Consider the following 24,051-nt stretch of genomic DNA (forward strand, 5'->3'; position numbering starts at 1 on the left):
TCAGTCCTCCTCACGCCGCCTGCGCGCCTGGTAGATTTCTTCCGCCCGCTCCTCGATGAGGCGCTGTTGTGCGTCGGCCTGCAGAAGCGAATTGTTCTGTGCGGTCGCCTCGGTGTTCGCCTCGAGCGCCGCGATGAGCCGGTTGATAAGCGGTTTGTCGCCGACCAGCGTGGCCGAGACGACGGCAACATCCTTGCTCGGATCCGGCTTGGGCTTGCGCAGGTATTGGACGGCCGCCGCGATCGCGAGGCCGATGCCGACTGCAATGCTCGAAACCCAGTTGGCGACCTCAGGCACTTCACTTCCGCTTGCCACAGATCGTTGTCCCCGCTTTGAAATTTTCATCAGAGCGCCGCGCATCTCGGATCGCGACCAGCATGTTTCGGGTGCTGAAAACGAACAGCCATGGGTAGATTGCCCAGCCTGTATTCGGCAGGCCGGTGGCGAACATCCCGAGGCAGACCTGAAACCAGAACAGCGTCCCGACGCCCGAACAGAAGGCGCGCAGGTGGGGGCTGCGCCGCCGGGTGCCGTTCACGTAGAGCGCAGTAAGATGCGCAGCCCCGGCGATGAAAGCGATCCAGCCCCACGCACTTTCGTTGCCGATCTGGCGCATCGCGCTCATGAACTGGTTGTTGAAGGCGCCCACGTGCATCAGGAGGATCAGCCCCCAGCTCGTTTTCATCGAGGCCAGCAACCATTCGGTTGCGCGAACGGGGAAATGGTCGGGCCAACGCAGGTAGATCATGTCGGCCTATCCGCAATGAAGCCCCACCAGCGAATGGCATTGGTGGGGATCTCGATGGCCGTCACGCGCCAATTCCGTAGAGGCTCGCAAAGCGCTGAAGGTAGAGCGCGCGCTCATCGGCGAATTCGGCCAAAGCGAAGCACTCGCTGGAAAGGGCGACTTCACGCACCATGGCGTTGAGGCCACCCACCGAGCCCCCGGCGCCGAGCTTCAAAAGCGCGCTGGTGTTGGTCGCGCCAGCCGTCGTGGCGCTCACCCAGGAACCGCCATCGACCGAAACGTAGATCGTCCCGGTTGATTCATCCCAAGCTGCCTCGACAAGCATCCAGGTATCGAGGCCCGGAATTGCAGTCTGGTTTTGCGCAAAGTCTCCCGAGCCGTTCTGCGCGCGCAGCTTGTAGCCTCCGTTGTCGAGAAACTGCATGTAATGGTAGGGCGTCAGCGTATCCGAAAGCAGGTGCTCGGCCGTGCTCAAATCGACCGTCTTCTTGACGATTGCGATCTTGGTGTAGTCAGCCCCCGTAGGGAACGAGCCGAGCCAGCTCATGAACTCAGCGGCAGTCTTGTCGAGCTCGATGACACCGTAGTCTTCCGAGCCGATCGTCTCGCCTGAGACGAAAGCGGGCTGCCGCGCAGCAGCGCCCTGCGAGAAGTCCGCCAGGCCGAGACGGTCGGACCAGAGCGAGACGTTGTTCGACCCATCGACTGCCAGGTTGGCCGCATCGGCCGTCGACCAGAAGAGACCTCCGGAGAGATCTTGCATGACGCCATCGTAGTTGACGATGCCCGGCGCCAGCGATGCCGACCAGTCGGCGCCCGGTACGGTGATAAGCATGCCCATAGTCAGAACTCCGAATAGCCAAGGCTCCAGACGCCAGCGCACAGCCAGTTCCAGAGCGGGTAGGGTTTGTCGTTGAAGTCGGGTTCATCCATGCCCGCGGTCATCCCGCGATCAGGGAGGTACTCGTAGACATCGATGGAGAGGGTTGGGTCACTGTCGCGCACACAGCCGTTGCCGAGGTGGACCGTGTTGTCCGCGAACCAGACCTTGCAGGACCCCGGATCGACGGCCCGCGCCAGAGTGAGACGGATGATCGTGCGACCGACAATGGACGCAACGGCTGCGATGTCGCCACCCTGGTCGGTCACGCGGAACCCCTTGTCATCGGGGAAGGGGCGGTTGTGTCCGGCGTACTGGAACGGCGCCTCGAAGACGACGGGGGCGTGCGGCACGTGCATGTGAATGAGGATCGAAGTCGTGCTCTCCTGCTCGACTTCAATCACGCGCAGAGGCTGGAAATTCAGCCGTTCCACAGTGACGCGGTGCCAGACCTGCCCCGCCTTGCCCGCCTGCCAGCGCGACCCGTTGGGCCCCAGGTGCCCACCCTTGTCCGGGTACGGGTAGACCGGGCCGTGGCACCACAGATCGTCTCGTGCCAGCATCAGGTCGATCTGCGCGCGCTGAACGTGGAGATCCGGATTGCCGAAACTGTCGACGTCATCGCCCCACTGCGCCGAGGTCTGATAAATGAACTTGGCGGTTGGTGCAGTGTTCACGAACCCGCGCGCAGCCACTTCATCATCGTAATCGTCCAGCAGCGTATCGAGCAGCGTGTAGAAGCTGTCGTAGTCCCACGACCCACCCCGGTCCTCGCAGTTGTACTCATTGCCGCGGTAGTCGAAGACAAGGCTGGCGATGGGGGTGGCACCGGATGCCGTGATCGATTTGCTCAGTCCATCGGTTAAGCGTCCCCAACGATTGGTGCTGTCCTGCGTGTTGACCTTGGAGAGCTGCTCGATCGTATTGCCGCCATTGGCGGGCGTGAAGGCTGCGAAGATCCGATCCGTATCGTTCTCCAACAGCGAGCGCTGGTTGAGAAGGAACTTGGCGAAGTTGACCCCACCGATGATCTGGATTTCGCCGGTCGTCTGGTCTCCGTTGACCAGCAGGTCTTCCTCTGCCTGCGTGAGGAAGTTGCCGTCTGGCGTATAGGTCGCAGCGATAAGGGGCTGCCAGGATGTCCCGCCGATGGGCGTGAAAGACTGGGCGCTGGTGTTGGCCTGTGGAATCACGAGCTGACCGAGCGAGACATTGCCGAACAGCTGCGTCTGCGACAGTGCGGGCCATGTCTCGTTGCCTGCCTGCAGCGACTGGCCGTAGCCACAATGCAGGTTGTAGCCGACGACAGGCCACTGAACATTCGTCACGCGCTGGCTCATGATCTCAGCCGAGAACAGTTCGTTACGAGCATCCTTGGCCGCAAGCGACGTCGTCGCGGTTCCACCGGAACCGACAAGCCCGTCCGGGCCGTACATCTTCGAACCGATCAGGCCGAAAACCACGTTTCCCTGGCCATCCTGGATCGCGAAGTCGTAGTTGGTGAACCGCGCCGAGCTGAGATTGAAGTCCGCACCGGTGAATTTCGGGGAGCGCATTTCCGGAGCGAATGCCGCGCCGTCACTTGTCACGGCCAGCCCCATGTTGCCTGCCGCTGTACTGTCTCGCCAGGCCACCGCGACCCCGGCATCCAGCATGCCTCCCAAGTAGAGCGAATTGCCCCCGATGAGCTCGATGTCGCGCGTCTGCGGGTCGCCCGACTTGACCCGCAGATTGTCGACCTCAAGGGCCGATTTTTGCGAGGCCGTCTGCGCCTGGTCCTTGAAGCCCTCGGCCTGTTGGCTGTCGAGGTCGTCAACGCGCGTCCATCCCGTCGACGGCGTGTCGACATATTGCCATTTGCCGTTCTCGATGACCGTGGCTGCCGTGACAGGATCGGTGACGGTGGCGCCACTCGCCGCGCCTTCGATCGTGGCCTGGTCGCCCACCTGCATGTCGGTCGCCTGCGAAAGCTGCCTTGTACCTGCTGCCAGCCCGTCGAATGGAACCGAGTTGAGCGACCGCCTAGTGTAGCTTCCTGCAAGACTAGAAATGGTGTCGTGAAATATACCGTTCGTGCCGGTGAGGATGAGGTCGCCGGTATCGACCAGCCACAGGTCATTATTGGCATCGTCACTGTCGCCCCAGACGAGCACATACTCGCCATCCATGTAGCCACTGGCAGCGGTGTCGGCCTCGACCTTGGTTTCATGCTGGTAGTCGGCGAGGTTGGCGGCACCGATCGTACTGATGGCGCTTTCGATGACGGGGCCGATCGCGCGGATTTCAGATTTCTGAGGCTCATTGATCCCAGAAAGCGGGACATTCTCGGTGACGAAGTTGCGGAAGGCCTCGTCAAAGGCTGTGGAGATGGTGCCCATTACGAATAGCTCCCAGTCATGTCCTCGACGAAGCGCAAGTCGCCGCCTTCTGCGTATCCCATCGTTCTGGGCGCGCGCATTTCACCGTCGATGCGCATCGTGCATCGTGGAGTCGCGAAATCGATCGCAGTTCCCGCAGTCGCGGCCTCGCGAAGAGGAGGGCGGATGGAGATCGTTGCGCTCGTATCGGTCTGCGAGATGATTTCGGCGACCTTGTAGCAGCGGTGGCGCCACGTCGGATGGTTGATGCTGAACCAGCCCATTGGGATGCCATTCAAGGCCGCGATATCGATCTCGATGCTGGTCGCGCGCAAGCCAGCGTCAGCCGCGAGAGAGACGTCGGAACCCGGCGTAGAATAGAGGCTCTCATCCGAAAACGAAGACCCGTCACCATGTGCTACAGCCTCATAGCTGAAGGCGGGCTGATGCGGTGTATCGCAGAGAGGCACGATGATAGCGCGAAGCCCGCCGTCCATGTAGGCATCGATCGCGTCCCAGGCACGAGCAACCTCGGTATCATCGAGGTCGAAATCGCTGAATTCGACGACTACCCGGCCTCCCCCATCGGTCCCGATGAGCGTTTCATCCTCACTCAGCGACACGCCTCCGCTGATCACACGGCGGTCGAGGTATGGTTCATTGCCGTTGGGCGAGAAGAGGCTGGCGGGGAAAACCTTCATGCGCGACAGCGTAGATTACCGCTGCCACGCGCTTACCGCCATCAGATGACCGTAACTTCGATCGGTCCTGTCTGCACTGAGGCTGTGGCATCCGCGTTGAAAGCCACCGTCCAGAGATACCAGGTGCCGGATGGAAGTGTCTCGGTGAAGGCTTCCACGACGCCAGCAGCGCCGGAGAAGTCGCCGCCGAGCTGCGAGGCGGATCCGAAGTCCGAGCTGGAAGCATACCAGAGTTCGGAGTGCCCAAAGTTTGTCGACGAGCTGTTCGTCCAGCTTCCGCTTGCCTCTCCTGTACCGCCGGTCGCGCTGAAGGAAGTGTTCGGCAGCGGCGCGAGGCTGGCTGTCGACGTGTCTACAGTCACCGTATCCGACCAATCCGAGTTCAGGCCGCCGCCGGTCGAATATGAGACGGAAACGTCGATCGAGGAGTTTGTCGGGACCACGTTGGTGATGAGCAGGACAGGAATGCCGCTATCGCTGTCGGCATACTCGCTCTCGACCCATGTGCTGGAGCTGGAGAGCTTCCAGCGAGCGTACCAGGTGATGTCCGTGCGGGTATAGTTGCCCGCGTTGATGGCGATCTGGGCATAGGCGCCATCTGCGCTCAGGATTGCCGTCGCGGTAGCAATCTCGGGTGTCTCGACAGAGGCAAGGGCGATCCGACCCCCAATCGGGGCAGGGCTACCTTCCTCAGTCGCGGGATTCCACGCATCGATGTTCGGGTCAGCCGCAACCCAGTCGAAGGTCACGCCGAGCGTCTGCATGTCCTTTTCAGGAGATGTTACGATTTCGGCGGGCCCGGTGTAGAAGTTGGCGCCGGCCTCGACATGCTTGAGCTGGATGTAGCGTTGGCCGATCATCGCGCGGCCGTCGTAGTTGGTCGTGATTGTCCCCCGATCCTGCGCATTCTGGCGGCTCATCTGACGTTTCGCCAAGCGGCGGTTCTGCGAGAAGCTTGGAGACTGGGGCGCGAAGGTCGTGCTGTTGACCTTCCCGATGTCGTCGATGCTATCCTCGTCCCGCCAGGCATCGCATTCTACCTCGCTGAAATCGTGGTCCGAGGAGATGTAGGAGACGACGATCTCGTTGAAGAGGTCCTCGTCTTCCACGAACGACTGATGGCGCGCGTTGACGATCTGGGCCGGTCCGATGGTGACGGTCGGCGGGTAATATTTTCCGGCATACACCACGTACCGCCCAAGCTCGTCCTGCGCGTACCAGCCATCGAAGGTCTTCAGGATCTCGCCGATAACCTGCGCAGGCTCGGTCGTCATCTCGTAGAGGATAGCACAGCGATACCGCCGCTCGGTTGCGGGGTTCTCGCTGTCGCTTTCCCACGTCACGGCGGAGCCATTTGTGTGGTCGTAGGCCAGGCTGCCCGAGAACGTCACCGTGAGGCCAGCGACTGAGGAAACCGTGCGCGTCTCGGTGTGGCTGGCATTGCTCTGCTCGGTGATCTCGATCGACATCCCGGCGTAGAGCCCGTTCACATCGGCGACCGTGATCGAGGTAACGCCAGCGTCGAAGTCATCAGTGAGGGATGTCTGGACCCCTTTCAGTTCGACCAGCTCGTCGCAGATGTCCGCGGCGGTTATCCAGTAGTCCAGCACCGGTAGAATCTGGGTGTCGTAGTCCACGCCGCGATCGGTCAGCAGGTACCAGAGCAAGCCGAGCACCGGATTGTCCAGTAGCGGATCGGCCACCACCCATGTGTCGGGGGCGTAAGGATCCATGCTCTCGTCGCGCGGGTCGAAGAGATAGGACATCTCGAAGACGGCCGAGAGCACGACATTGTCCGCTTGGGGGTACCGCTCGAGGTAGTGCTTGGAACTGGCAGGGTTCTTGATCAGGTAACCAGACGTGATGCCATCGCCACGGTGGGAACTAGTCCAGATGCCCGGTACCTTGGCGATCACAGCGGCGAAGGCAGTCTCGGCCGCCAGCCCAAGATTGAAACCCGCCTGAACAAGGTTGTTCCCGTAACGGCCGTCGTCGAGCTCTTGCACAATGCCGCCGGAAATCGTGACCTTGTCGTCGTTCAGGTAGACTTGGCCCAGGGAGTGCGAGCGACCGTCGAGGAAGGCGATGACATCGACCGTGGCACCATCATCGGCGGTGAGCCAGAGCATGGCTTTGCCATAGACACGGCGTTTGCCGATGCCTTTGGCGCGCAAGGGCATCGACTCCTTCTTCTGGGTCTGGGCTGCGTCTGGTTTCTGGGGGCCTGGCGTTAGGAGAAGGGTGAGCGCATTGGTGGCGATCATCGCGGAGCCTGAAACGATGAGCGCCGGATTGCCGGTCACGACGCCCACGGCAACCGTGATCGCCCCAACGATCGCGCCGACGAACTTACCCACGGTGCCACACCGCAATGACGTTTTCAGCGGGCAGCCGAACAGTCGCCAGACCTTTGTCGGTGAGAAGGGCCCATTTCTCGCCGGTGTAGATTCCGCCGATCTCGCCTTCGCCTTCCGGCGTGACAACGCAGACTATGCCGACATCTCCGGCCCGCGGTTCCAGAACCAGCTCAAGCCGATCGCCTATCCATTCGCCCCAGACCTCGGAGAGGGGGCGACCATGCGTCGCGTAATCGTCGGGGAGGGGGATGCCGACCCAGCGCGCCGGCCATGCCGTGCAGTCGTGCACGCCGTCCTTCCACGGAGTGCGGGCGGCCTCGAGGAGGTATTCAGCGAGCGTCACGATGGTCCGAACCTGCGGGTTGTTCCCTGATTGATGCTGGCGACCTGATCGCAAAACAGGTCGTCGGATGACCGCCTTCGCTGCTGGGACGAAGTGAAGTAGGACAGGCTCGGGTTGGCCAGCAGCGTGTCGGCGCTCGCCATCGACAGGGAAAGCGACCAGGCGCGTTGGCCGTCATTATCCGCCGATTCCGTGGCGATCACGCCGCCCTTGCCGGTCCACTGCCACTTGATCGGCCCGGCAACCTGCCAGTCATCGTCGAATTCGATCAGCCCGATATTCGCCTGCGCGCCGCGGACACTTTCCTTGTCTTCCAGGGCTAGGCGCAACATGGGTGCGGAAACGCCTGAAACGATGACGTCTATGCGATCTGCCTCGCCGTTGATCAGGTGCTTGAGCGTCGGGATGGAGACAAGATCACCGGCGCCGCGCCAGCGCGCGCCCGACGCATCCAGATCATCGGCGGGGGTGTCGAGATCGCCGAAGCCGCTCCAGACATAGACCGGATTGTCGCAGGCGAGGCGGAACAGGGCAGAGACGCGCTTCGAGGCCATTACTTCGTCCTGAAACGCTGGGCGCGACGGATCGAACCAGGCGCGTCCTTCATGGACCGCTGGTAGGAGGCGGCGCCCGCCTTGGCCGCGCTGTCATCGCTGATCCGCTGCATGTCCGCGTAGAGGTCTGCCGTAATCACGGCGCCCTTGAGGTTGAACTGAGGGGCGCTGACGACGGTCGTGCCAGCGCTTCCGCGAGCTGCGCTCACTCCGGTCATGCCGCGCGCGGCACTGGCGCCGGTCGAAAGCGATTCGAGGCTCTGCACACCGATCCGGCGAACGGCATCGGCCGGAACGACGTACTCGCCCTTGTGGACGACACCGGCGACCTCGTTCTTGCCACCGCTTCCGGTGTAGCCGCCCGAGGCGAAGCCGATGGAACTGATCACCGAGCCGATGGCCCCGATGATCCCGCCTTCACCGCTGCTTGCTTGTGAGAGCGCGTCGGCAAGCGGCTTCATGATCACGTCCTGGATGAACATGTTGATGAGGCCATTGATGATCGGGTCCTTGGTCCCGATGGCCTTCTGGAGGCCAGAGGAAATGCTGTCCTGCACGCCCTTGAGCTCGTCGACGACGAATCCCTCGACCTGGTCGTTCGTACTGGTCGCACCAAGATCCTGCGAGTAGCGCTGGAGTGGGCTGGCGTACTGCTGGTCGACGCCTTGCTTGTCTCCCTGCTTGAGCTGGTCGAGGACTGTCAGGCGAGCGCTGGCAATGTCCTTTTGCGCCTGCGTGGCAGTCTGGCTGGCGAGAATAGCTTCCTGCTCATTGCGCTCCTGCTCATAGGCAAGATCGACGAGGCGAAGGGCAATGTCGCGCTGCTTCTCGCGCGTCTGCGTGAGGTACTGTTGGGAGCGTAGCAGGTCCTGCTCGTTCTGCGCTTGCGCCTGCGCCCGGTCCTGCGCCTCGCGGGCGAGCGCCTGATCCTGCTCGCGGTTGATCCCCTGCCCATAGAGCGAGTTGTCGACGGTGATCGTGCCGTCCGCGTTGGCCCCGCGCTTGCCATAGAGGCGATCGACCGTCGCGAGCGCGGTCTTCTTCTGCGCTTCCGTCAGGTCCTTGTTGGCGTTGATCTCGTCGACACGCTGCTGGCGCTCCTCGTCGAGAATCTGGCGCTGCAAGTCCGCGCGGTCTTCCGCAGTGGTGGCGAGATCAAGGCGGGCCTGCAATTCCTCGGTGCGCAGGCGTGCGAGGTCCTGCTCGGCGCGGTCGGCATCGCGTTCGTAGGCCTTGGTTTTGGATGGCTTGCTGGTTCCAGTTCCAGTTCCGGTGCCGGTGCCGGTGCCAGTTCCGTCTCCCTTGAAATCAGAGAGCGACTGCGTGGTGACTTTCACCCATTCGTTCCACGCGTCTGTCTCGGTCTTGATCGCTTGGTTTAGTTCTTCCTGAGCCTTCTTGTTTTCCGCAGTTTGGGCTTCATTCCCTCCTGGAAGAATCGACCGGATAATGCCTCGTGCCCGCTGATAGGGCGTGAGGCTGTTCCGCCCCAAGAGGCTCGCAGGGTCTTCCTGAGAGGTCTGCTTGGCACGCGTTCGAGCATCGCGGACATTGGCGGATGCCTTCGTATAGGCTGCGCGCGCCTGCTCAATGGCGGCTTGCTTGGCCTCCGCAGCAACACGTGCCCATGCGTCAGCGAGCTTCCCGGCCTCACCAGTTAGATTTGCCGTTGAAACGAGCGCATCACGCTGCTCATCCGTCAGGTCGTTAGTAGCAGCCGCGACTTTCTCATGCTCACTGCGGGCAAGTTCAAATTTCGCCGCCTGCTCATCAATTGATGCGGAGAGTTCTGCCGATGCTCTGGAGGTTTCAGCCTCTCGCTTCGCGACATATACCAGCCCCGTCGCGAGAGCCCCGACTGCGAGGATAGGCAGTGCCGCGCCCAATCCTCCCATCGCAAACGTTAGCGCCTCAGCCGTAGTCGCAGCGCCAGCCATGCGAGCCTGAAGAGCGAACATTGCGGCGGAATTCGCCACAGTTGCCGCCGTCGCCGTTCCGGCCGCAACGACATAGCGTGTGCCCATCGCAAGGATGAGGATGGATAGTGCCTCGGCTACCAGATCAATGTTGTCGGCCAGGCTGCCAATGGCTTCGGTGATCAAGCCGGTGGCGCCATTCGCGCTGTCGGCCTCGCCGATGTATTTCGTGATCGAGTTGCTGAGCGTGGTGAAGGCGCCTGCGATCGTCAGCTGGGTGCTCCCAGCTTGAGCTTCCAGGTCACCCATCGCGCGGGTGATGGCGTTGAACAGCTCGACGTTGGAGACCCCTGGGCCCTTCGTGTCCTTGATCTTGCGGGTCAGACCGCTGAGGCTGTCGCCGGTCCCGTCGATGTATTTCGACGCCTCGCGCAGGAGAGGCTGCATCGTATCGAGGAGGCTGTTGAATTCCTCGGCTTGGACCCTGGGTGACCCAAGCGCCTGGCCAAGCTGGAGCAGGGCCCCGGATGCCTCATTCGTGCTCGTGCCGCTGATACGGAGCGATGCGGACACGGAGCGCGTGAGGTTGATCAGGTCCTGCGAGCTGGCGCTGAGTTCCTTCTGGTTCTGCGCTGCTCGGCTGTAGAGCGTGCCGACCGCTTCCAGTTCGACGCCGTTCTTCTGGGCAACGCCGAAGAGCTTTTCCTGCACGCCCGCAAGATCTTCCCCGGCGAGGCCTGCTACCTTGAGCTGGTTCGTGAAGCGGGTGTAGGAATCGGCCATGCTCGCGATCTCGCGGGCCGAAAAGCCTGCTGCGAGAGACGCGGCGATACCCTTCATGCTCGCGCGGATACTCGCCGATGATGACTTGATCTGGTTTTCAAGGCGGACGGCTGACTTACCCTGGCTGTCGAGTTGTGAATTCACCCGGCGGGTGACGTTCTCGACATCGACGCGGTACTTGGCAACGTCAGCACGAAGCTGCAGGATTACGGGATCGATCTCGGGCATTGCGGCAGGCTATCTGCCGGGGAGTGGCCAGATTACCGTGTTTGGGGGGGCGAATGCTCGAAATTATCGGTTGGATGGGATGCCTGTACTTTGTCGTCAAAGGCATCGAAATTTCATCAAGCTCATCGTTCCGCAATGAAGATGGATCGCCGAAACGTGGGATTACCGCCGCCTTCATGCTTTGTTGGGCAGGAGCTGTCGTTTTTGGGTTTCTACTGGCTGACCAAGCCACAACCGTTCGCGAAGTGCAATCGTCGAGCAACCTAAGCAATTCTATCATGGAGCAATGCATTCAATTGGCTGAAACTCCGGAAGCCATGGCGCAGTGCATGAAGTAAGGGCGGCCCCGAAGAGCCGCCACTATTCTCAGTTTTCGCTGTGGGCTAGCTCGGGCGCGGCAACTTCCTTGCGCTCGTAGTCGGCGCTGTGTTCCTCGAACGTCTCGGCGTCCACGATCTGCAGATCGGCACGACCGGTCATGAAGCCAGTCTTGATGATGCAGCGCACGTATTTCGTCTGGCCCGGGAAGATATTGACATCGACGCTAGAAGTCTTGTTCGTCAGGATGTAGCTGCCCATGGGCACGTCCCACTCAGCGTACTTGTTCCGGCCGAGTTCGACGATTTCCTTTCCCTTGTAACGAATGGGGCAACCAAGACCCATGCCCATGATGGCGCCTTGCCTGTACATCACGATTTTGCCCCCACTCGGCTGTGCAGCGGCGACCGGAGCGGGAGCAGCTTGCTCCGGAGTGGCTTGACCGATGGGTGCTTGATCCTGGGCGATCGCAGGCGCGATTGCCATCGCGACAGATGTGGCAGTAGTCAGAATTTTCAGCATGTTACCCCCTGCTTTTGAGGTCGTTGCTCTGCTCCTGTCGTGATGATTCGTCTAGTTCATCCGATGCGCCGCCATGAAGCGGCCAAGCCGCTCATGATCGACCGGCTCTTTGGCCGGTGCATTCGGGTCTTGATGAGCCTCGTTGTGGGCCTCAAGCGCCTCGAAGTAACCCGATAGGGACAGGCGCTCCCAGTCCAGCCCCATGCTACCGCAGTTCGCGATCAGCTGTCCTTTTCGGAGGGGCTGCGGGGATCGGGATCGGCTACTTCGCCTTCCGTCTTTTTTTTTAGATCGATGCCGTTGATGGCGGCATGGAGGATCGACCAGGCGACATGCAGACCCTCGATCAGCGGCCGGTTCGGGAAGGTGTAGGCATCGACGAGCTCGCGCGCGCGGATCGGCCCGACTTCGCATTCCTGCTGATCGACCAATCCGGAATTTCCGCCGATCAGGCCAAGGCGGATTGTCTCGCGGATCTCGGTGACCATGGCCGTGCTTCCGCCGAGGTAGACCGGGGCGTCTCCATTCAGGCCGAGGCCAGCGCCCATGGCATCGTGCATCGCGAAGACCGATTTGCCGCCACACTTGCGCTCAAGCTCGACGGCCTGAGGAAGGGCTAACCAGAAGCGGTATTCGCCATCCCCGAAGGCAAGCGTGACGGCTGTGTCAGGCATTACGCGGCGGCGGTCCAGACGAGATCGTCTTCGCCGTCGAGCGTGATGTCGATCGTGCCGGGCGCTTCATCAGTCATGGCCTGGTTATGCGCGGTCATGATGGCGGTGCCCGAATAGGTACCCATCAACTCGCCCGCATCGGTATCATCGTCCTTGTAGAGCTCGATGTTGTAGACGCTGCGAACTCCGAAGACCGCCTCGATATCGCTATAGATGTCGACGTTGTCCGATCCCGATCCAGTGATCTGCCACGAGGAACCCGTGACGCGCAGCTTGCGCTTGCCGGGCCGGTTGGGGGTGGTGCAGTCTCGCCGGTAGGTTTCGCTCGTCTGCACGGAACGGTTGATATTTACCCCCTCGACACCGCATATCAGCGTCTGAACGACAGGCGGGCCTTCCGCAGTCTGAATATAGATACGAGCAAAATCGGCGCTATTCGGATAGGCCACAGGCAATCTCCAGCATGGTTTGCCGGAGGATAGAGCTCGTCAGCCCTCGGATTTACCGCCTTCTATGGTCTGGAACCGAGCTCTCGCGCGGTCCGCAGGTGATTGATCGTCGGCCGCCGCCGAAGCGTAAAGCAGGAGGCAGCGTAACGCGTGCCCAGCATCTGTATCTCCGCCTTCGTCCAAGCCGTCGGCAGCTTCGATCACATCGTCGGGGTCGATGACGCCAGACTTGATCAGCTGCACGACAAGGGCGTTCATCACGCGCTCGGTGAGGGGGATTTCCATGCAGGCATAAATATCAGCCTTGGAATGCGCGCGCCACGACATTTGCGATGCCGTGCCAGGCACCTGCTTCGTCACCGTCACGCATGAGCCGGGACGAACTGACGGCGAAGCGGTACCGGCGACCATCTACTTCGAAGGCATGCGCATGGATTGCCTCTACGACGGCACTGTTGAGCCGTCCGGCGTGGTCGTGGGCCGTCTCAGTCATCGCGCCGTCATCGTTGTAGACCGGCTTGGCGAAGCTGTGCAGTTGGAAGGTCACCTCGGAGCGCGCTGTGCATCCGCGCCCGGCCGGGATCGCTTGTGTCCCTTCGAGGACGATGAACGGCCACACCGTATAGCCCTCGTCATCAACACCGGCAGTGTTTGGCTGGGGGTCAATCGATGTCGGCGCAATGATCGAGGCAAGCGGTGCATCGGCCTTCAGCGAGATGACGCAGGCGCGCTCGACGGCCCGCAGGAGATCATTCGCCATCCGCCTTGGCCTCTTCCTCTTCGGCGATCACGGCGGCGCCTACCTCAATGGCGGCATCGGCGACCTCATCCGCCACCTCGGCAGTCATGCCAGCCTGATAGACCGTGTAATAGCAGCACCCCGTGAGCGCGCTGTAGCGGCGTTTGAACGTGATAGTCTTCATGGGCTTACTCCGTGGATTTCGAGCGCTTCACGACACGGTTTACGGCGCGCTGGACGAGCTTCTGTGCTTCCTTGAGCTTGGCATCGCGGGCTGGGGCCATATAGGGGCGGGCCGGAACCTTGATGTCGTGCGGCTTTGTTTTCGGCAGCGCATGGTGCGCGCCTTGTCCGCTGTTGCTCACAAAGACCGGCTTACCATCCCTCATGAAATAGGGCGTCCCCCCAGAATGATTGATAGTCCCGCCGAACTCATGGATTGCGGCATATTCCGCATTGCTGGACACCTCGACGACGAGGGGCGCCTTCTGAACCGTCTCGATATTTCCTGCGAGGTGCCCGGTATCATTATTCGGAGGCTTCCCCGGAGCCGAAGGTCTATGCTTCGCCCCACTCACCGCTCCCGCAGTGATACTAATCTGCGCCTCGCGCTGGATAATCTCACCGGCTGCGAAAAGCGCGGAGCCAACCTCGCGCGTCATCTCGGGCCCGCGCAGCTTCTTGAGGCGTGCGACATGCGCCTTCACACCGATGATGCCGGACCGCGCCATCAGTTCTTGCGGCCAGTTCCGACCCAGCCTGCGGCGGCGGGATCGCGTTCGAGGCCGCCCACGGTCCAGATCCCGGCGAATGGGCCCAACAGCACCTCGATGCGCGCCTCGGTGCCAAGCGAGCCGGTCAGCGTGGCCGAAAGAACGATGAAACGCACGTCTGTCTGCACGAAGCCTTCAGCCTGGCGCATGTCCGTGTTGGCGACGTCGATCTGAACCGAACAGGGCCGGTGGGTCACGCCCCCGGGCGTGACTATGCTTCCTCCTGCATCGTAGACCGGGGCGGTCTGCTCGATCGTGCGCGCATCATGGAACGGTCCGCCGAACGTGCCCGAGAATGCGAGGCCGATCTCGCCGAAGGCTGCTGCCAGGTCCATCAGTAACGAGCCCCGAAGCCCATCAGCAGAGGACCGCCGAACAGTCGTCGGCGGAGCGCAATGAGTTGCTCGCCCCAGATAGTCGATCCGAGATCGCCTTTGGCACGCCGCGATGCCACGCTGTCGGAGATGGTTGCGGAGAAGGTGCCGCTCTTGAACGACGTCGCGCCACTGGCCGCCAGTGTTCCGGCACCGGTTCCCATGCCGATGCCCTGCACGGCGATATAGTGTGCGGTGAGCAGCTCGGTGGCGCGCTGCTGGTAGGCACCGAAGTTCGAACCGATCTCGGCTTCGGCCTCGGTCGCCCAGGCGTCGTAAGCCAGCTCGGTCAGAGTGGTGAAGGCAGGATATTTCGCTTGGAAGGCGGCAAGGGTGAGGCGGACATAGGCCATGGTTGGTCCTTACGAAAAGGGCCGCCGCGACAATGCGAGGCGGCCCCTGCGTGACGATGGATCAGTGATTAGGACTTGCTGGCCGTCAGGTCTGCGACCTGCTTGGTCAGCGCATCCTTATCGGAGGCGAGACCATCGCGCTCGGCCGTCAGGTCCGCGACCTGCTTGGTCAGGCTCGCTACCTGGGCTTTGAGCTCCTTGGTGGAGGCGCTGTCCGCTGACTTCGAGGACGGCTCACTGCCCATGTCGGGGATTGCGATAGCCTTCGACTTGTCGATGTCAGCCGAGGCACCAGGCTCGACCCAAACGGTCGACCCGTCCTTCATCCGAATGCCGCGCATGCCCTGGGTGTGGTTGGTAATGCTCGCCATGGTCTCAGACTCCGTCGACGAAGGTGATGGCCTTCGGGATGCGGTTCTCGTAACCGCCGATCGCCATCAGGCCCGGGACCTCCCACGAGAAGGGGCCCTTCTGATAGGGCTGGCTGTTGAATAGCTGATGGCCGCCGCCTGGCAGATGAAAGCGGTGTACCTCCGGCGTGTTCGCATACGCGGCGATGCGTTTGGTACCGCCGGCGCCCGCGGTCTCGAGGTGTCGGGTCTTCTTGATGGTCAACGGGCCACGATCCGTGCTCTCGCGCAGATATTGAAGAGCGCTCATGGTCGTGCCAGCCAAGCGCTTCTTGCGCAGAATGTTGAACGTGGTCGAGGGCAGGGCGATGGTATCGGCCTGGTAGGTCTCGCCCGTGTTCTGCTCGACCGAACTGATGGCGTCTTCGATGATCGCGAGATCGTCGTCGGCATCGGATGCGGCAGTGATCGCAGCGGCCCCCGTGGTCGTGGTTGCCAGCGGGTTGTTGACGAAGCCGGTCGCAAACTTCACGCCATCGCCGCGGAGCGCGGTCTTGTGGATGAAGCGCTCAGCCGACTTGCTGGCAGCATCCGCCTTGTCGGCAAGGACGTTGATGCCGAGCTGCTGGCCACGTTCGAGATCCAGACGGTTCCACTTGTAGCCAATCGCGGCCATCCAGTTCTCCTGCAGGAACTGGGTGCGGCTTGCGTCGGCATAAGGCATGTCGTCGGCGGCCGCATCGAACCACTCCGGCTTGCCGGCAATGTCGCCCGAATAGTAGAGCGAGCCAGCGGACCAGATGGTGCCCTGCGTGTCCACCGGCATGAATTCGGCATAGTCCGCCGCCGGGTACTTGATCATGTAGACGCCCTGCTCAACTCGGAGCAGCTGCGGAACAAGGAACGCATTGACCTGCTGCGCGTCGTTCAGGTCGACGCCGCGGATACCGTCGACGAAGGCCGCAACCGATGCGTCCTGCGCTGCCAGGTGTGCGACTGCTGCGGCGACGCTATCGAAAAAAATCTTGGTCATGTGGCCCCCCTTAGCGGCGCACGATGCGGACGAGGCCCGCAGCAGTGATGGTGTCGTCGAATTCCCAGCCATCGGCAGCCGTGTTGTCGGTGTCGACGTTGGTGATGGCGCCTGCGGCCGTCAGATAGACGGGGTCCTTCTTTGCGACAGCGACTGAAGAAGTGACCCAGATCTTGCCTCGGTTCTTGACCGGAAGCGTGTCGCCGGGGGCATAGGTGTCGGCAGCACGATCAGCCGTGACGACATTGCCCTTGTGCGCGATGGCGAATCCGAGAAGATCGGCCGACACGGTGAGCACCGCGCCACGATCTGCCGAACCCTGGAAGACCGGCGCGCCGAACGCACAGGCGTCTTCGCCTTCGAGGATTGCGCTGAGGATGTTGGACAGCTCGCCATCGGCTTCCATGCCCGGATAGCCGTAGGGAATGTCCTCGTTGAAGGTGCTCTGAAGGATGCCCACGTCGATATCTCCTTAGGCGGCCTGACCGCGATAGGCGGTCTGCTTGTCTGCGAGCCATTCGGCTCGGGCGTTCGCCGCAGCGGCGGTGCTGTCGTTAATCGGCTTGGGTGCACCGATCGGTTTGACTTCCGGCTTCGCGTCCTTGGTCAGGACGGCGAACGAGGCGGCGATCTGGTCGGCGGACCAGTCCTTCGCGGCATCGCCCATGTGCTTGGTGACGGTGGCGGTCATGATCGCGGTCTCGTCCATCTCGTCGGAGACGGTGACGCCGAGCGACTTGGCCTTGTCGGCGGTTACCATCAGCGCCTTGCCGGCTTCGCGCAGCTGGGCCGGAGTCGGCTTTGCGTCCTTCACCTGCTGCTCGAGCGTGGTGATCTTGGCGTCCTTGGTCTGGCTCTCGGCGGTCAGGGTCGCGACCTGCGAGGTCAGGTCGGTGACCTGGGCGGTGGCAGCATCGCGCGCGGCGATGAGCGTCTGCACGGTGGCGATGGCCGTATCGGTGTTCGCCATGTCGACGGTCAGCCCGTCGATCAGGATGGTCTTCACGGGCTTCTCCTGGGTGAAGGAATCGAAGAGGTTGGAGGGAAGGGTGTCGCAGACGGCGAACCCGTCCTTGATGGCGCATTCGGAACCTGCGCGGCCTCGATCGACGAGCGCGACGTGGTTGCCGGAAATGGAGGTCTGGCGTGCTTGGCACTTGGTGCCATCGGGCGCAGTGAAGTCGCCGAACTGCAGGTCGCTGCTGTAGCCGTTGCTCAGCTCGCGCTTGCCGCCATCGACCTTGGCGATCGCCTCGGCGTCGGTGAGCAGGAGGTCGAAGGCGAGGTATTCGCCGTCACGCATTGCGCCCATGATCGTGCCGCGCGCGTGGTCACGCCAGTTCGAGGTCGTGACGGGAGCTGCGGGATGATCGTCAGTGATCGGCTTGCCGATGAACGAACGGACCGACTTCTCGTCGAACACGGTGCCGTCGTCGCGCAGAACGTTGACCAGTGCGGTATCGCGCAGGTTGTGCTTGTTCTCGGGATCTACCTCGGAGCCAGCGTACTGGTAGACGCCGGTTCGGGCGGCCCGGGCGCGGACGGCCATGGCGCCATCATTGAGGCGGCGCGGGGCATCAAGGGTGAGGCTGTCCCGAAATTGCATAGGCGGGACAATATGTTTCGGAGTATCGGCAGTTTACCGTTATAGGTTGCAGAAATGTCTGCTCATTCTGGAGGCGAAATGACCTTTTTTTGAATCAACGTCAATAACAGTCGGCGATATCAATTCGGTCAAGGGAACTGCATTCTGCCGGCTTTTGAGGCGAGGTAATTTACCAGTTTTGATAACTGGCGGGGATAAGAATCATGTGATGTTCCTCGAGGGGGATTTGAAAGGGCAAGGGTATCCATTGGAAGGAGGGCGTGAGGAACAGGCTCTCATTTTTGATAATGTCTTGATTGAAGTAGACCTATCTTCTGCTTTTAAAGGTGAGCTGATAAGTCAGCCTGCAGGTGCTTTTCGCCGATCCAGAGATTTTCATGGCGTTAGTATTGTGGCTGCTGACGGGCACGGATTTTCAAATTTAATCGATGTGGAAGTCGGGTATAGCGATGTCATCCGCAGGAATCTTGATGCGGCGACCGTTGGTTTCAAGAAATGGAGAATTGTCAGGGGGAGCGGTCCTGAAAAGATCACTCTTTTTGAATTCGAAGCCGATAGTCTTGCAAGCTATTAGTCAAATTTCATCACAGCTTGCGACCGGCACCCGCAATACGGCAACTGTCCCGGCAGATCCTGCGGTGCCGTCGCATCGGTGTACTCGTTCCCGTCCCGCGCCGCGTGCTCGGGGCGGTAATGCAGCTTGTGGCTTGATCGCCACTTCCAGGTATCGATTCCGGCTTCGCGCCTCCGCTCATCCGCTAGCGACGACGTCAGCTTGTTGAGCTGGTCCGACGCAATCGCGATCGATCGGCGTCGCCCCATGCTGACCGCCTCACGCATGGACTTGGCCACATCGCGCGCCGGCGTCCGATTCCGCAGCCCGTCGAACACCGCATTTCCGATCCGCTGGCGCGCTTGATTGCTCACGTCCTTAATGAGCGACGTGTTCCACTCGATGTGCGTTTCCAGCGAGGCGCGGACGTCCCCGGCGCCCAACATCGTGTCCAAGTCCACGCCGGTCGCGCTCAGCACTGCGCCACGCCATTTCCCGCGGTACCACTGCTCAGTGCGCAGGGCCCAGTTTCGGACCTCAGGTGTCAACAGCAGGAACAGCCGGGTGAGGCCCTCCGAAGCGCGATCGATCTCGGCTTGCACGTCGGCGGGGCTGTCCGTCGTCATCTCGGCGATGGTGCGTGCGTAGGCTTCCTCGATGGCGGGCAGGGCAGCGGACCATGCGGCGATCACCCGGGCATAGGTCGCGCGGTAAAGGTTCGTGGCGAGCGTGGCCGGCGGCACGATGTCGCGCAGGACGATGCTCGAGCGGCGTAGGCCTGGATAGGCGCGGCGGGTGAGGGAGGCGAGGTCGAAGCGAGGCATCAGCCTTGCCTAGGCGGTGGCGGCCTGCCTTTGTTCGATGCAACATGGACTGGATCGGCACACACTGGGCACGACACCGTAACGAAATCACCGTCGCGCTGATCGCTGGTGAACTTGGCATCGCTACGCAGGAAGCGAAGTTCCGATTTGCACCTGCGACACGTTACGTCGAACTGGTCATTTTCGGGCAAATGACCATGGCGGATCACCTCGATTGCCATGATCAGGCCGTGATGTGCTTCACCGCCCACATGACGGCTTCCTCGACCTTCTCGGCAGCGATGTTCAGTTCGCGATCGAATGTGCAGATGGCGACGGTATCGCCGTTGATCTCCCCGGCCTGCTCGGGCGTGGTACGAAGGCTTTCGATGAGGTTGAGGAATTCGGCGCCCTCGTCCTTGATTGCCACCATCTGCGCCTTCTCGGCTTCGCTCAGGACGCGGAAGGTGTGGCGGACGGCGTTGTTTGCGGTGCGGTCACAGCCCGCGCTATCAACGTGTTCGGTCATGCTCAGTTCTCCGTGATTTTGCGTTTCCAATCGAGGTCCAGCGGCTCGAATAGTTCAGGCCCGAATTCCAGCGCGCCGGTGAAAGGCTTCACTGCAGTCAGGTCCATGTCCGCCGGCGCCTCAAATGAGATCGTGACGTGCGGGTGGTACTCGTCGAAATCGTGGCTACCGCCAGCGTCGACCATGGAACGATGTCGGCTCTCCAGTTCCCACGAGGCGAACAGCAGGACGACGGCATTTTCACCGAAACGTTCGATCGCGCGCGGGCCGCCGGGCTTTACGCGAATGCGGCCCTGGTCGTCACCGGCCCAGCTCTCGCCCATCTTCATCGGATCGACGGCAGTGCGCGAGTAGAGCACCGTAACGTGCATGTCGCTCGCGGCGAGCGTGGAGGTAAATCCGTTCTTCTTTGCCCAGGTGATCAGCTCGGAGGCGTTGAGAAGCTTGCGCTGGACGTAGAGAGGGCGAGGCTGGGCATCCGTAAAGAACCCATCTTGCGTGGCGCGGCCGGCGGGCACGTTCGTCCCGCCGCCGGCAGATGCAGGATCACCTCCTTCGCTCGACTGTAGCGCTGACGGGTCGGTGCCGTCCGCACTTGGGTTGAGACCGTAGCGTTCGTCTTCCGGGATATCGTCTAGTGCGGCGTCAATGCCCGGAATGAAGCCGTTTTCGATGAGCCCGTTCTGATAGCCCTTGTTGTAGGCCTCATCTGGGACGGCGCTGCTGACGCGCACGTTCTCCATGGCGTCGGTCCAGACCTTGAAGCGCTCGGTCGCTTCCTTGTCGGTCTCGATCGACAACGGTGCCCATTTCCACCAGATGCCGTCCGGCGATACGCCTGCCGAGCGGATCAAGACCGGGTCGAGCTTGGCGAGGCAGGGGCGCGTCTCGAGCTGCTGGCCGGACATGACCATCTTGTTCCAGTTCCGGTCGTCGCTCTCGCCGGTGGCGTTCATGCCAGCTGGGGAACGGCCGGTCAGGCGCGTGAACGGGATATCGGAAACGGCGGCGACGCGCTGATCGAAGGCGTCCATCATCGCGGGGATGCCAGCCCAGGTCACCTGATAGTCGTCGAGCTTTTCGCCTGCATCGTCCTGGCCGCCCGAGGATCGGTAGACCGTTGCGTTGAGGCTGCTCTCGCCCAGGGCGATGACCTCCATGCGCCGGGCGAGCTGCTCGGGATCGCGGCTGTCGAGGTCGGGGATGCCGATGCGCAGGAGCTTGGCCTTGCGCACGAGCGCAGCGAACCATGCCTGTGTCTCATCCGAGCGAGTGACTTCGTTGAATACCCGCAGGAGTCGACTGTCGCCCCAGAAGGCGTCTTCGTCGGAGATCGCGCCGCCAGCGGGAATGCGCGCGCCGCGGAACGGGATGACCCGGCTTGGGTGGATTCTGATCTGGGTGCCGTTCTCGCCCTCGATCTCCCACATCGTGGGTTCACCGTGCTGTGGCGAAGCGAGATCGCGGATCCAGTCCTTGCCCCGTATCTGCCAGCGCGAGACCACGTTGATCGCGACAATGCCACCCTTGCCGATGGCATCAGGCTTGAGTTCCTCGGCATGGTCGCCGGTCGTGATGATGATGAGGGCGCCGCCGCCGATGCCGCGCAGGGTTTCCGCTTCCTGCACCTTGGCGATGAGGGCGAGGCGCTCCTCTTCCTCTTCCAGCGCCGTGATTTGCTCCTTGGCAGCCTGCCAGTCGCGCCACTCGCGCACGCGGTCCTCGGCCGGAATGGCGATGACCTTCCGCATCATGCCCGATGACATGTAGGCGGCGAGGGCCAGCTGGTGCGTGAAGATGCCGGGGAGGGCCGGGCCACCTCCGGTGAAGCGTGCGAGCGGGTTTAGGCGGCCGACTGCCTCGATCGCGCCACGGAGACTATCGGTGATCCAGGCCATGCGGGGGAGGGTAGTTGCGGAAACTTGCGGGAATTACCGCTGTCAGGTGAGGTTCGACATGTTGTAGCGTTTGCTCTGCGACACGACCTCGAACGCGCGCGAGGTGCTGTCTACCCGGTCATCGTGCTTCGCTGACGGGAACGCCTCCAGCTCAGTGAACCACGGATCATTCCACTCCCCGCGCAGTACGTCGACGTTGCCAGCCTCAGCCTGCGCGGAGAAGGGCCCGAATCGCGTGACCTTGTCACCAGTCTCGGTGCTGGACCGGACCGTGTAGCCCGACAGCATCAGCGTCAGCGCTTTGACCTGGCTCTTGCCAGCCTGCCCGGGGTCCTGTGGCAGCGAGATCGTCACCGCCTTTCCGTCCTGCGATGCGTTGTTCTTGATGAACGTCTCGACGCCCGCCGGTGTGGCCTGAATGGTGTTGTTGTGGACGACGATGTAGCGACCGTCGGGCATGCGACCGACCTTGGTCCGGCTCGTGGCGTCTGGATTCGGGTTCTCGGGCGAGGGCGGAGTGGCCGCAAGATCGTAGCCGACGCCGAACACGGTCCCGGCGGGCACGGCGTCGACCACGCGGCACCAAGCGCGTTGGAAGTAGAGCCCCGCGGCAGGCCGGATCTTCCAGTTGCCACCTAGCAGGCGCTCACGCTCGACGAGGGGCAGAGCCAGCAGCGACGCCATATAGCCCGGATCGGCGGCCATCAGCGCCTTGTTGTCGGTCAGCTTGGCCGGAATGAACGTGAGCGACTTCGCCGGGATCGGCACGCTTTCGCCCGCGTCGTTGAGCATGGTGTACTGGGCGAGGTCCGCCGGATCATCCGCCCAGCGCAGGTCTTCCCCAACGCGAACGAACCAGCGCAGCTTGCCCGAGCGTTCTGGGATCGGCAGGCCGGTATCCTGGTCGATCCACCATGCGATGAGGTCGGCCACCCAGCTGTCGGCATCGGGGTTGCAGGTCGCGCGAATGTACGGCCGGACGCCGCACATCGAACGGTTGCGGCTGACCATGTACCAGAACTGGGTAGGCGTGAAGTGGGTCAGCTCGTCGAAGCAGATGAGCGGGATCTGGCTGCCCTGCCAGTTGAAGCGGGTCTTGTCGTGCTCGAGGTGAGCGAACGAGACGCTGGCGCCGGTCGGGAACGTCCACGAGAGGGTGTGCTCTTTCGGCTCGGCGCGCAGGAGGGGATAGAGCGTGGTGCTCTCGTCCCACAGGCCGCCCTCGTTGCGGATCTGGACCGTGGAGCGCCGGAAGAACACCGCGCCGAAGCCGGGATTGCTGACGTGGCGCAGCGGCTCCATGAGCAGGCCCCACGTCTTCCCGCCGCCGGCACCGCCGCCGTAGATGACGATGTCGGCGGCGCTGCTGAGAAACTCGGTTTGCGGGCCTGGCTGGGGCTTGATCGTCTCGGCGGTGATTTGTGGGCCGCCGTTGTGGCCTATGCCGGGAGAAATCGAGGCTTGGGCGTTCACAGGTGGACGCGTTCCTCGCGCAAGTTATCCGCGGCACGGCGCAGGTAGGCGTAGTGAATCCCGGCTCGGCCGTCCTTGGGTATAAGGCTTTCGATCATGCGTGCGGCGACCAGATGCGGGGCGCTATCGAAGCAGCGGCCATCCATGGTGCAGCGCCCCTGATCGGAGCATGAGGGTGCGTATCCCTCGCACGCGAGGATCGCGTAACCGAAACGCACCGAGTTACCCCCGTGTCGCAGGTCGCGTTCAGTGACCTTGACCCTCACGCGTCCCTCCCATTGTCCGGCAGCGCGAACACGGCGACGGCCGGCGCCGCAGCGGGCAGGTCCTTCCCGTCCTTGCCGGTCACCTCGCGCCGGTTGGTGTACGCGTTGCCCATCTCTTCGGCGGCCTGCTTGTGCAGCTGTGCGGCCAGCGGGAAGTTGCCCTTGCGTTCGGCAGCCGAGGCCATGCGTTGTAGCGCTCGGAGCCGGGTGGCCCGGTGCGCGATCGCGATGGTCGACGTGTCCTCGGTGAACGCCTTTCGAGCAGCCTCAAACATCACCCGCCATTTCTGCGACAGGTTGCGACCGGCGTGCTTCGTCGGGTCGTACGTCTGGATCGCCTGCGGGGTTAGAATGATCCCGTATTCGTCCTTGAGGGCAGTAGCGACCTGAGAGGGGCTATCGAACGACGCGAGCGCCTGAATTACAAAGGCTTTCACCTCATCGGTCATCGCCTTTTTGCGAGCAGCCATA

The 24,051-nt window shown here is 62.2% G+C and carries 31 protein-coding genes; 2 read left to right on the forward strand and 29 right to left on the reverse strand.

What is annotated here, in order from left to right:
• The 9 genes from MBENS4_RS16505 to MBENS4_RS24275 form a co-directional block, all read right to left on the reverse strand.
• A complete protein-coding gene (locus MBENS4_RS16505; RefSeq protein WP_144400975.1) occupies positions 1–315 on the reverse strand; it encodes a hypothetical protein in 315 nt (104 codons plus the stop codon).
• Entirely contained in the window at positions 299–748 is a 450-nt protein-coding gene (locus tag MBENS4_RS16510; protein WP_039392880.1) for a hypothetical protein, read from the reverse strand. Before MBENS4_RS16510 ends, MBENS4_RS16505 begins: the two co-directional genes overlap by 17 nt.
• Positions 749–809: 61 nt before the next feature.
• On the reverse strand, positions 810–1,589 hold the full coding sequence (locus MBENS4_RS16515; RefSeq protein ID WP_039392881.1) for a hypothetical protein: 780 nt from the start codon (positions 1,587–1,589) through the stop codon (positions 810–812).
• A 2-nt stretch (positions 1,590–1,591) separates the two neighbouring features.
• The gene (locus MBENS4_RS16520; protein WP_039392882.1) at positions 1,592–4,006 is read right to left on the reverse strand and encodes a hypothetical protein; all 2,415 of its coding nucleotides are present in this window, start codon (positions 4,004–4,006) and stop codon (positions 1,592–1,594) included.
• On the reverse strand, positions 4,006–4,686 hold the full coding sequence (locus MBENS4_RS16525) for a hypothetical protein (RefSeq protein WP_039392883.1): 681 nt from the start codon (positions 4,684–4,686) through the stop codon (positions 4,006–4,008). Before MBENS4_RS16525 ends, MBENS4_RS16520 begins: the two co-directional genes overlap by 1 nt.
• 41 nt (positions 4,687–4,727) lie before the next feature.
• Positions 4,728–7,043 carry a hypothetical protein gene (locus MBENS4_RS24270; RefSeq protein ID WP_052322468.1) on the reverse strand — a complete coding sequence of 772 codons (2,316 nt, stop codon included), beginning with the start codon at positions 7,041–7,043 and terminating at the stop codon, positions 4,728–4,730.
• Positions 7,036–7,386 (reverse strand): hypothetical protein, encoded by a 351-nt coding sequence (locus MBENS4_RS16535; RefSeq protein ID WP_039392884.1) that lies wholly within the window; start codon positions 7,384–7,386, stop codon positions 7,036–7,038. The genes MBENS4_RS24270 and MBENS4_RS16535 overlap by 8 nt, the downstream gene beginning before the upstream one ends.
• The gene (locus MBENS4_RS16540) at positions 7,383–7,940 is read right to left on the reverse strand and encodes a hypothetical protein (protein WP_039392885.1); all 558 of its coding nucleotides are present in this window, start codon (positions 7,938–7,940) and stop codon (positions 7,383–7,385) included. Before MBENS4_RS16540 ends, MBENS4_RS16535 begins: the two co-directional genes overlap by 4 nt.
• Positions 7,940–10,867 (reverse strand): tape measure protein, encoded by a 2,928-nt coding sequence (locus MBENS4_RS24275; RefSeq protein ID WP_052322469.1) that lies wholly within the window; start codon positions 10,865–10,867, stop codon positions 7,940–7,942. The genes MBENS4_RS16540 and MBENS4_RS24275 overlap by 1 nt, the downstream gene beginning before the upstream one ends.
• A 53-nt stretch (positions 10,868–10,920) precedes the next feature.
• Between MBENS4_RS24275 and MBENS4_RS25480 the strand changes: the two genes are divergently transcribed.
• On the forward strand, positions 10,921–11,205 hold the full coding sequence (locus MBENS4_RS25480) for a hypothetical protein (RefSeq protein ID WP_144400976.1): 285 nt from the start codon (positions 10,921–10,923) through the stop codon (positions 11,203–11,205).
• A 28-nt stretch (positions 11,206–11,233) separates the two neighbouring features.
• On the opposite strand, the gene MBENS4_RS16550 is transcribed toward MBENS4_RS25480, so the two are convergent.
• The 14 genes from MBENS4_RS16550 to MBENS4_RS16605 form a co-directional block, all read right to left on the reverse strand.
• A complete protein-coding gene (locus MBENS4_RS16550; protein WP_039392886.1) occupies positions 11,234–11,707 on the reverse strand; it encodes a hypothetical protein in 474 nt (157 codons plus the stop codon).
• 51 nt (positions 11,708–11,758) lie between these two features.
• The gene (locus MBENS4_RS25895) at positions 11,759–11,911 is read right to left on the reverse strand and encodes a hypothetical protein (protein ID WP_159108085.1); all 153 of its coding nucleotides are present in this window, start codon (positions 11,909–11,911) and stop codon (positions 11,759–11,761) included.
• 17 nt (positions 11,912–11,928) lie between these two features.
• A complete protein-coding gene (locus MBENS4_RS16555) occupies positions 11,929–12,381 on the reverse strand; it encodes a GTA-gp10 family protein (RefSeq protein ID WP_039392887.1) in 453 nt (150 codons plus the stop codon).
• Positions 12,381–12,716, reverse strand: coding sequence for a hypothetical protein (locus MBENS4_RS16560; RefSeq protein WP_144400977.1), 336 nt, complete (start codon positions 12,714–12,716; stop codon positions 12,381–12,383). The genes MBENS4_RS16555 and MBENS4_RS16560 overlap by 1 nt, the downstream gene beginning before the upstream one ends.
• 153 nt (positions 12,717–12,869) lie before the next feature.
• Complete coding sequence (locus MBENS4_RS16565; RefSeq protein ID WP_039392889.1) at positions 12,870–13,115, reverse strand: hypothetical protein; 246 nt, start codon at positions 13,113–13,115, stop codon at positions 12,870–12,872.
• A 13-nt stretch (positions 13,116–13,128) separates the two neighbouring features.
• Positions 13,129–13,590 (reverse strand): tail completion protein gp17, encoded by a 462-nt coding sequence (gp17, locus tag MBENS4_RS16570; protein ID WP_039392890.1) that lies wholly within the window; start codon positions 13,588–13,590, stop codon positions 13,129–13,131.
• Positions 13,580–13,753, reverse strand: a complete 174-nt coding sequence (locus tag MBENS4_RS25900) for a hypothetical protein (RefSeq protein WP_159108087.1) — start codon at positions 13,751–13,753, stop codon at positions 13,580–13,582. The genes gp17 and MBENS4_RS25900 overlap by 11 nt, the downstream gene beginning before the upstream one ends.
• A gap of 4 nt (positions 13,754–13,757) precedes the next feature.
• A complete protein-coding gene (locus MBENS4_RS16575; protein ID WP_039392891.1) occupies positions 13,758–14,300 on the reverse strand; it encodes an HK97 gp10 family phage protein in 543 nt (180 codons plus the stop codon).
• Positions 14,300–14,677 carry a hypothetical protein gene (locus MBENS4_RS16580; protein ID WP_039392892.1) on the reverse strand — a complete coding sequence of 126 codons (378 nt, stop codon included), beginning with the start codon at positions 14,675–14,677 and terminating at the stop codon, positions 14,300–14,302. The genes MBENS4_RS16575 and MBENS4_RS16580 overlap by 1 nt, the downstream gene beginning before the upstream one ends.
• The gene (locus MBENS4_RS16585; RefSeq protein ID WP_039392893.1) at positions 14,677–15,069 is read right to left on the reverse strand and encodes a DUF4054 domain-containing protein; all 393 of its coding nucleotides are present in this window, start codon (positions 15,067–15,069) and stop codon (positions 14,677–14,679) included. The genes MBENS4_RS16580 and MBENS4_RS16585 overlap by 1 nt, the downstream gene beginning before the upstream one ends.
• A 68-nt stretch (positions 15,070–15,137) precedes the next feature.
• Positions 15,138–15,440 (reverse strand): hypothetical protein, encoded by a 303-nt coding sequence (locus MBENS4_RS16590; protein ID WP_039392894.1) that lies wholly within the window; start codon positions 15,438–15,440, stop codon positions 15,138–15,140.
• A gap of 4 nt (positions 15,441–15,444) precedes the next feature.
• A complete protein-coding gene (locus MBENS4_RS16595) occupies positions 15,445–16,452 on the reverse strand; it encodes a major capsid family protein (RefSeq protein WP_052322470.1) in 1,008 nt (335 codons plus the stop codon).
• Between the two features lie 10 nt (positions 16,453–16,462).
• Positions 16,463–16,912 carry a structural cement protein Gp24 gene (locus MBENS4_RS16600; RefSeq protein WP_039392895.1) on the reverse strand — a complete coding sequence of 150 codons (450 nt, stop codon included), beginning with the start codon at positions 16,910–16,912 and terminating at the stop codon, positions 16,463–16,465.
• Positions 16,913–16,924: 12 nt separating this feature from the next.
• Positions 16,925–18,058 carry a DUF2213 domain-containing protein gene (locus tag MBENS4_RS16605; protein ID WP_052322471.1) on the reverse strand — a complete coding sequence of 378 codons (1,134 nt, stop codon included), beginning with the start codon at positions 18,056–18,058 and terminating at the stop codon, positions 16,925–16,927.
• Positions 18,059–18,266: 208 nt separating this feature from the next.
• On the opposite strand from MBENS4_RS16605, the gene MBENS4_RS25485 reads away from it, so the two are divergent.
• Positions 18,267–18,632 carry a hypothetical protein gene (locus MBENS4_RS25485; protein ID WP_159108088.1) on the forward strand — a complete coding sequence of 122 codons (366 nt, stop codon included), beginning with the start codon at positions 18,267–18,269 and terminating at the stop codon, positions 18,630–18,632.
• On the opposite strand, the gene MBENS4_RS16610 is transcribed toward MBENS4_RS25485, so the two are convergent.
• The 6 genes from MBENS4_RS16610 to MBENS4_RS16630 form a co-directional block, all read right to left on the reverse strand.
• A complete protein-coding gene (locus tag MBENS4_RS16610) occupies positions 18,629–19,435 on the reverse strand; it encodes a phage minor head protein (protein WP_039392896.1) in 807 nt (268 codons plus the stop codon). The two genes, MBENS4_RS25485 and MBENS4_RS16610, sit on opposite strands and share 4 nt — an antisense overlap.
• Positions 19,436–19,658: 223 nt before the next feature.
• Complete coding sequence (locus MBENS4_RS16615) at positions 19,659–19,943, reverse strand: Acb2/Tad1 domain-containing protein (RefSeq protein WP_039392897.1); 285 nt, start codon at positions 19,941–19,943, stop codon at positions 19,659–19,661.
• 2 nt (positions 19,944–19,945) lie between these two features.
• A complete protein-coding gene (locus tag MBENS4_RS16620; RefSeq protein ID WP_084592209.1) occupies positions 19,946–21,841 on the reverse strand; it encodes a phage portal protein in 1,896 nt (631 codons plus the stop codon).
• A 42-nt stretch (positions 21,842–21,883) separates the two neighbouring features.
• Positions 21,884–23,314, reverse strand: coding sequence for a phage terminase large subunit (terL, locus tag MBENS4_RS16625; protein WP_199904428.1), 1,431 nt, complete (start codon positions 23,312–23,314; stop codon positions 21,884–21,886).
• The gene (locus tag MBENS4_RS25905; protein ID WP_159108089.1) at positions 23,311–23,460 is read right to left on the reverse strand and encodes a hypothetical protein; all 150 of its coding nucleotides are present in this window, start codon (positions 23,458–23,460) and stop codon (positions 23,311–23,313) included. Before MBENS4_RS25905 ends, terL begins: the two co-directional genes overlap by 4 nt.
• 116 nt (positions 23,461–23,576) lie before the next feature.
• The gene (locus MBENS4_RS16630) at positions 23,577–24,050 is read right to left on the reverse strand and encodes a DUF2280 domain-containing protein (protein ID WP_039392898.1); all 474 of its coding nucleotides are present in this window, start codon (positions 24,048–24,050) and stop codon (positions 23,577–23,579) included.
• Position 24,051 lies beyond the last annotated feature (1 nt).

It is taken from the genome of Novosphingobium sp. MBES04 (assembly GCF_000813185.1).
Lineage (GTDB): Bacteria > Pseudomonadota > Alphaproteobacteria > Sphingomonadales > Sphingomonadaceae > Novosphingobium > Novosphingobium decolorationis.

Coding starts and splice junctions, on each gene's coding strand:
- MBENS4_RS16510 (WP_039392880.1), bottom strand. CDS start 748: ATGATCTACCTGCGTTGGCCCGACCATTTCCCCGTTCGCGCAACCGAA.
- MBENS4_RS16515 (WP_039392881.1), bottom strand. CDS start 1,589: ATGGGCATGCTTATCACCGTACCGGGCGCCGACTGGTCGGCATCGCTG.
- MBENS4_RS16520 (WP_039392882.1), bottom strand. CDS start 4,006: ATGGGCACCATCTCCACAGCCTTTGACGAGGCCTTCCGCAACTTCGTC.
- MBENS4_RS16525 (WP_039392883.1), bottom strand. CDS start 4,686: ATGAAGGTTTTCCCCGCCAGCCTCTTCTCGCCCAACGGCAATGAACCA.
- MBENS4_RS16540 (WP_039392885.1), bottom strand. CDS start 7,940: ATGGCCTCGAAGCGCGTCTCTGCCCTGTTCCGCCTCGCCTGCGACAAT.
- MBENS4_RS24275 (WP_052322469.1), bottom strand. CDS start 10,867: ATGCCCGAGATCGATCCCGTAATCCTGCAGCTTCGTGCTGACGTTGCC.
- MBENS4_RS25480 (WP_144400976.1), top strand. CDS start 10,921: ATGCTCGAAATTATCGGTTGGATGGGATGCCTGTACTTTGTCGTCAAA.
- MBENS4_RS16550 (WP_039392886.1), bottom strand. CDS start 11,707: ATGCTGAAAATTCTGACTACTGCCACATCTGTCGCGATGGCAATCGCG.
- MBENS4_RS25895 (WP_159108085.1), bottom strand. CDS start 11,911: ATGGGGCTGGACTGGGAGCGCCTGTCCCTATCGGGTTACTTCGAGGCG.
- MBENS4_RS16555 (WP_039392887.1), bottom strand. CDS start 12,381: ATGCCTGACACAGCCGTCACGCTTGCCTTCGGGGATGGCGAATACCGC.
- MBENS4_RS16565 (WP_039392889.1), bottom strand. CDS start 13,115: ATGGAAATCCCCCTCACCGAGCGCGTGATGAACGCCCTTGTCGTGCAG.
- gp17 (WP_039392890.1), bottom strand. CDS start 13,590: ATGGCGAATGATCTCCTGCGGGCCGTCGAGCGCGCCTGCGTCATCTCG.
- MBENS4_RS25900 (WP_159108087.1), bottom strand. CDS start 13,753: ATGAAGACTATCACGTTCAAACGCCGCTACAGCGCGCTCACGGGGTGC.
- MBENS4_RS16575 (WP_039392891.1), bottom strand. CDS start 14,300: ATGGCGCGGTCCGGCATCATCGGTGTGAAGGCGCATGTCGCACGCCTC.
- MBENS4_RS16580 (WP_039392892.1), bottom strand. CDS start 14,677: ATGGACCTGGCAGCAGCCTTCGGCGAGATCGGCCTCGCATTCTCGGGC.
- MBENS4_RS16585 (WP_039392893.1), bottom strand. CDS start 15,069: ATGGCCTATGTCCGCCTCACCCTTGCCGCCTTCCAAGCGAAATATCCT.
- MBENS4_RS16590 (WP_039392894.1), bottom strand. CDS start 15,440: ATGGCGAGCATTACCAACCACACCCAGGGCATGCGCGGCATTCGGATG.
- MBENS4_RS16595 (WP_052322470.1), bottom strand. CDS start 16,452: ATGACCAAGATTTTTTTCGATAGCGTCGCCGCAGCAGTCGCACACCTG.
- MBENS4_RS16605 (WP_052322471.1), bottom strand. CDS start 18,058: ATGCAATTTCGGGACAGCCTCACCCTTGATGCCCCGCGCCGCCTCAAT.
- MBENS4_RS25485 (WP_159108088.1), top strand. CDS start 18,267: ATGTTCCTCGAGGGGGATTTGAAAGGGCAAGGGTATCCATTGGAAGGA.
- MBENS4_RS16610 (WP_039392896.1), bottom strand. CDS start 19,435: ATGCCTCGCTTCGACCTCGCCTCCCTCACCCGCCGCGCCTATCCAGGC.
- MBENS4_RS16615 (WP_039392897.1), bottom strand. CDS start 19,943: ATGACCGAACACGTTGATAGCGCGGGCTGTGACCGCACCGCAAACAAC.
- MBENS4_RS16620 (WP_084592209.1), bottom strand. CDS start 21,841: ATGGCCTGGATCACCGATAGTCTCCGTGGCGCGATCGAGGCAGTCGGC.
- MBENS4_RS25905 (WP_159108089.1), bottom strand. CDS start 23,460: ATGGATGGCCGCTGCTTCGATAGCGCCCCGCATCTGGTCGCCGCACGC.
- MBENS4_RS16630 (WP_039392898.1), bottom strand. CDS start 24,050: ATGGCTGCTCGCAAAAAGGCGATGACCGATGAGGTGAAAGCCTTTGTA.